We start from the raw sequence: 5,107 nt of genomic DNA on the forward strand, positions 1-5,107 counted from the left end.
CGGGGGACTTGCGCAACCCAACCCCGCCCGGACGGCGGGGGTCCCTCCCCCTTCCCCCCCCCCCCCCCGGCCCCGTGGGCCGTGGGGAGGGGGGAGAAAAAATCTTTCGGGGGCGGTGCAGGGGGCCTTAGACCCCCGCACCGCCCCCGAAAACCCCCAAATGAAAAATGGACAAAGCAGTAGAAGGGAATGTTTTCGGAGGTTGAAGAGTGAGGCTGGAAGAAATGAAATGTGTTCCGTGCCGGGGGGATGAGCCGCCTCTTGCCGAAGCGGAGATCGCGGCTCTGCTCCCCAGCGTTCCGGAATGGCAGGTAGTGGTTCGAGAGGGGATCGCTCAGCTGGAGAGGACCTTCCGTTTTTCGAATTTCCGGGAGGCGCTTCAGTTCACACTGGAGGTGGGAGAGCTCGCGGAGAGCGAGGGGCATCATCCGGTGCTGATCACCCGTTGGGGCCGGGTGACTGTGACCTGGTGGACGCACAAGATCCGTGGACTGCATCGAAACGATTTCATCATGGCCGCAAAGACAGATGCCCTTTACCGGAAGAGGGGCTCCTCCGGCTCATGGAGCGCTGCCGGAGACAGCCTTGCCGATCTTCAAGGGGGATAGGAACGCTCAGATTCTCAGATCCTCAGTTTTGGTAAACCACGAGAAAATCTCTCTTCCCCTTCCTTGCTCCCCAGCCCTTCGGGCCATCGAGAGGGAGGAAAAGGGGAGAGGCCATTTCAGCGGTCCAGTGCCCCTGGCCAGTGGAGGGGGGAAACCCTACCGGGGCCCATGAACCTCCCTTCGTTTCTTTGCAGCCAAAAGGGGCGTGGGGCGAGTCAGATAAAGCGACAGGCTCCCAGCCTAAAGAGGTTAAGGGTTCATCGAATGGCGGAAACGATCCTCGTCGTCGATGACGATCTGCAGGCCATCAAGTTGATCAGCCTGATGCTCCAGCGCAAGGGGTATCGGGTCACGCCAGCGACCAGCGGCACGCAGGCGCTGGCCAAGGCGGAGACCGAACAGCCTGATCTGATCATCCTGGACGTGATGATGCCGGATATGGACGGGCTGGAGGTTTGTCGGCGCCTGCGAGCCAATCCGAAGACCTCCGGGATCCCGATCCTGATGTTCACGGCGAAGACGGCGGTGGCGGATAAGATCGCCGGCTTCCAGGCAGGCGCCGACGATTACCTGACCAAGCCGGTGCATCCGGCGGAATTGATCTCCCGGGTGGAGGCCCTGCTCCAGCGAGCCGCTCGCCTGAAGGCCGAGGCCACCGCCGGGATCCACGCCGCCACCATCGGTTTCCTGGGCGTGAAAGGAGGGGTGGGAACTTCCACCGTGGCCCTGAACACCGCGGTGGTCCTCGCCCAGGGGGCTGGTCACCTTCCCCCAACGGTTCGAACGCCTCCCCCGGATTTCCGCTATCCTCGAGTGGTGCTGGCCGATCTGGCCCCCCACGGGGGATTGGCTTATCTGCTTCGCCTCTCCCAGGCTCTGGGGCTGCCGAATGTCCTGGCGTATCCGCCCCAGGAACTGGATCCTCCTACAATTGAGAAATATCTCACGCGCCATGTCAGCGGGCTGCGGATGTTGTTGACCCCTTACACCCCGCGGCCGGTGATGCTCTCCGCTGCCCATATCCGCACCCTGGCCCGCCATCTGGCTGTGCTGGGTGATTATGCGCTCTTCGAAATGGGGCATACGCTGGATGATGGGGCCCGGACGTTGCTGGGGGAGCTGCGTTATCTGGTTCTGGTCATGGAGCCCACCTCCTTAGCATTAGCTCATGCGCGTGAGCTCATCCACGTTTTATCCCAGCTGGGATGGGCCACTCAACAGCTCGGGCTGGTCGTCGTGAACCGCGCGGTCTCCGGGATCGCCCTTACCCGGCGGCAGATCGAGGAGGCGCTTTCCATCGAACCGATCGGCTTCATCTCCCCGGCTCCTGAGCTGGCTCATCAGGCCGCCGATCATGGCGTCCCGATCGTCATGCTTCAGCCGGAGGGCCTGTTGGCGGAACAGTTTCGCGAACTGGCCCGGCGTCTGGTGGCCCTCACGAGGTGAAGATGCCGATCCAGGCCCGTCATGTCCATCCATGGGACGTCTCACCCGAAGAGGCGGTCGCGATCCAGCAACAGCTCCGCTCCCTGGTGATCCGCGAGGGTCCCATGCCGGGACCCGGGGCGATCATCGTTGGGGTGGATGTCGGCTTTCGGGGCGACTTCGCCCGGGCGGCCGCGGTGGCCGTGCGGTTTCCGGAGCTTACGCCGCTCGCCCAGGCGGTTGCCGAGGTCCCGGCGATGTTTCCCTACATCCCGGGCCTGCTGGCCTTCCGGGAGGCCCCCGCCATCCTGGCGGCTCTGAATCGTCTGGAGGTCGAACCTCACCTGCTGATGGTCGATGGCCATGGGATCTCCCACCCCCGTCGGATGGGGATTGCGACCCATCTTGGGGTCTATCTGGATCTTCCATCTATTGGATGTGCGAAGTCCAAGCTGTGGGGGCGCTACGAGATGCCGCCGGATGAGCCGGGCGCCTGGACGCCCCTTCGGGATGGCGAGGAGATCATCGGCGCTGTGTTGCGCACGCAGGCGGGGATCAGCCCGTTGTTTGTCTCCATCGGCCATCGCATCTCGCTGGAGAACGCGATCGCCACTGTGATGGCCTGCGTTCGGGGCCATCGGCTTCCGGAACCGACCCGCCTGGCCCATCGGGCGGCCGGGGGAGCCGATGTGGTCTCCTCCGGCCGGCAGTCCCGTTTGCTATAAGGCTCTCCATTTCCTTCTGCTTCTCCCCCCAGCTGGAAGTGGTGAGCGATCGAGTCGACGCTGGGCCCTCCGCTGGTATCGGTTTCCCCTTTCCACACTGCGAAACGGTGCGGGAAGGGGAGGTCCAACACCTCTGGCAAGCATTCAGCGGCGCAACTTCGGTAGATCATCCATGGGATGGGAGAGGCATGACCTGTGATAGGAACCGGGTGGCCTCCGTCAAATCCGCCCAGGAGGCGTTTCTATGGCAAGGCTGCTGGTGGTGGATGATGACCCTGACGCCCGGCGGCTGATCGGGCTGGTCCTCCGGCGCGCAGGCCATGAGATCCTTTATGCAGAGGATGGTTTCCACGCGCTGGAGGTCATGAGCCGGGAGCATCCCGATCTCATCATCCTGGACCTGATGATGCCCGGAATGGATGGTTTCGAGGTTCTGGAAGCGATGCGCCAGCGAAAAGACCTCGTGGCTTTGCCGGTAATTGTGTTGACCGCGAAGACCCAGATCGCTCCAGCGGCAGGCCAAAAACTCCTGAATGTGCATGCCTATTTGACCAAGCCGGTTTCCGCTGAAACCCTGGTGCAAACCGTGCAAGAAACCCTGAAGGCCGCCCGTCCGCTTCTCACTCCGGGGGGCCGGGCATTGGAGATCGCCTGTGGGGAGAGCTGGCCGGGCAGCGCCGGGGAGTTCCTGGCCTCGGCGCTGGCAGTTGCCCTGGCCGCGCACGCCCCGACGTTCCTGATCGATGTGGAAGGACTGGGGCGAGGGGCGATGATCTTCGATATGGAGCCTCGTCTGACGACGGAAGACCTGGAGGTGGAGCGGGATCCCGTTCAGGGCCTGATCCCGATCCAGGAACGGCTCCAGGTTTGGTCCGTCTATGGGCGGCCCAGCGTCGCCAGCATCCAACGGGTGGCGGAGCGGCTGGCCCCCCAGGCCGAATTTCTGGTCTGGATGGTGGGGGATCCCGCCACGCCGGTGGCAGCTTCGATCTTTCCCCGGTGCCAGCGGATTTTCATCACCTTCGAGAGCCACGGGCCCGGGATGCGGCGGGCGCGAGGCGTGCTCCGCCAGCTGGAAGAGTTGGGCCTTCGATCGCCGCAGGTTCAGCCCATCTGGGTGCGACGCTGGGCTGTTCCCGAGCCGTGGACCGAGACTGAGATCCAGAACCGCCTGGGGGGCGTCCCCATTCGGGTCTGGCCGGTGGATCCGGTGACCGCCCATCGGGCCCTCCAGGAGGGCCGGTCGATCCAGGAGATCGAGCCGGAAAGCCCCACCGCCTATCGAATTCGGGAATGGGCCAGGGAGATCCTGGAGTTGGCAAAGGAAAGGAGGTTGCCTTGAGCCCGCAGGAGTTGCCATTGCCCCCGGAGCATTACGCCCGGCTTCGGGCCTGGGTGATCCAGCAACTTCGAAAGGGGTCGGAGCCGCCGCCAGTGGGGATGACGCCGGAGAACTGGCGCTGGGTCCGGGATCGGACGAGCCAGCTGCTGGCCTCTGCGCGGGTCTCCCTGCCTCCAGAGACGCTGGAGCGACTGGTGGATGAGGTCGGAGACGAGGTCGTGGGCTATGGCCCCATCGGGCCGCTGGTGCGTGATCCCTCCATCACCGAGATTATGGTTAATGGCCCTCATCAGGTCTACGTGGAGCGAGGCGGGAAGATCGTCGAAGTCGATGTGCGATTCCGGGATGAGCATCATGTGATGGAGGTGATCGAGCGCATCCTCAGACCCCTGGGGCGCAAGGTAGATCGGGCATGGCCCATAGCCGACGCCCGGCTCCCGGACGGCTCGCGAGTGAATGTGATCATCCCACCCTGCGCTCTGAACGGGCCCACCGTCACGATCCGGAAATTCCCGGCGCGGCAACTGATTGCTGATTCGAGAATTTTTGGAGTTGGGAAGGCTTCCTTCGGCAGCCTTCCCAACTCCAAAAAAGCCCTCTTGCTCATGATGAAATTACTTCAACCGGGCGGCCAGCGCCTGGCGGATCTCCTCCACCTCGGCATGGCGCCCCAGTTGCTTCTTGGAGAACACCAGTTCCCCGTTCACCCGAACCTCAAAGACGCCCCCGCCGGAGGGGATGAGCGTCCACGAAGCTACCTGGCCTTCGAATTCCTTGAGCAGCTCCTCGGTCAACCTGACCGCTCGGGGGAGATACCCTCAGACCGCGCAGTATTCGATTTCCACACGCAACATGCGAACCTCCACGCAGGGTTTCGATTCTACAGGCTGGGCCGGGGGCGTCGGCCCCCCCCCCAGCCAGGGCAAAAAATGCCCCCCCCTGACCAAGGGCATTGGTCCAACGGGCGGGGGGGCGCACCCAGGGCGCCGCGCGCGCCCCCCGGCCAG

5 protein-coding genes and 1 pseudogene are annotated in these 5,107 nt (G+C 63.9%); 5 read left to right on the forward strand and 1 reads right to left on the reverse strand.

Annotated features, from left to right (window positions below):
- Positions 1–224: 224 nt before the first annotated feature.
- From NZM16_RS03465 to NZM16_RS03485, 5 genes and pseudogenes are all read left to right on the forward strand, one after another.
- Positions 225–608, forward strand: a complete 384-nt coding sequence (locus tag NZM16_RS03465; protein ID WP_295452665.1) for a 4a-hydroxytetrahydrobiopterin dehydratase — start codon at positions 225–227, stop codon at positions 606–608.
- Between the two features lie 264 nt (positions 609–872).
- Positions 873–2,054, forward strand: a complete 1,182-nt coding sequence (locus NZM16_RS03470; protein WP_295478569.1) for a response regulator — start codon at positions 873–875, stop codon at positions 2,052–2,054.
- A gap of 2 nt (positions 2,055–2,056) precedes the next feature.
- Complete coding sequence (nfi, locus tag NZM16_RS03475) at positions 2,057–2,758, forward strand: deoxyribonuclease V (protein WP_295452660.1); 702 nt, start codon at positions 2,057–2,059, stop codon at positions 2,756–2,758.
- 244 nt (positions 2,759–3,002) lie between these two features.
- A complete protein-coding gene (locus NZM16_RS03480) occupies positions 3,003–4,100 on the forward strand; it encodes a response regulator (protein WP_295452657.1) in 1,098 nt (365 codons plus the stop codon).
- A 98-nt stretch (positions 4,101–4,198) separates the two neighbouring features.
- Positions 4,199–4,612, forward strand: a pseudogene (locus NZM16_RS03485) (ATPase, T2SS/T4P/T4SS family); the annotation flags it as partial.
- Between the two features lie 102 nt (positions 4,613–4,714).
- Here the strand turns inward: NZM16_RS03485 and NZM16_RS03490 are convergent.
- The gene (locus NZM16_RS03490; protein ID WP_366946221.1) at positions 4,715–4,951 is read right to left on the reverse strand and encodes a SelT/SelW/SelH family (seleno)protein; all 237 of its coding nucleotides are present in this window, start codon (positions 4,949–4,951) and stop codon (positions 4,715–4,717) included.
- Between the last annotated feature and the right edge of the window lie 156 nt (positions 4,952–5,107).

Source organism: Thermoflexus sp. (genome assembly GCF_025055495.1).
Classification (GTDB): Bacteria; Chloroflexota; Anaerolineae; order Thermoflexales; family Thermoflexaceae; genus Thermoflexus.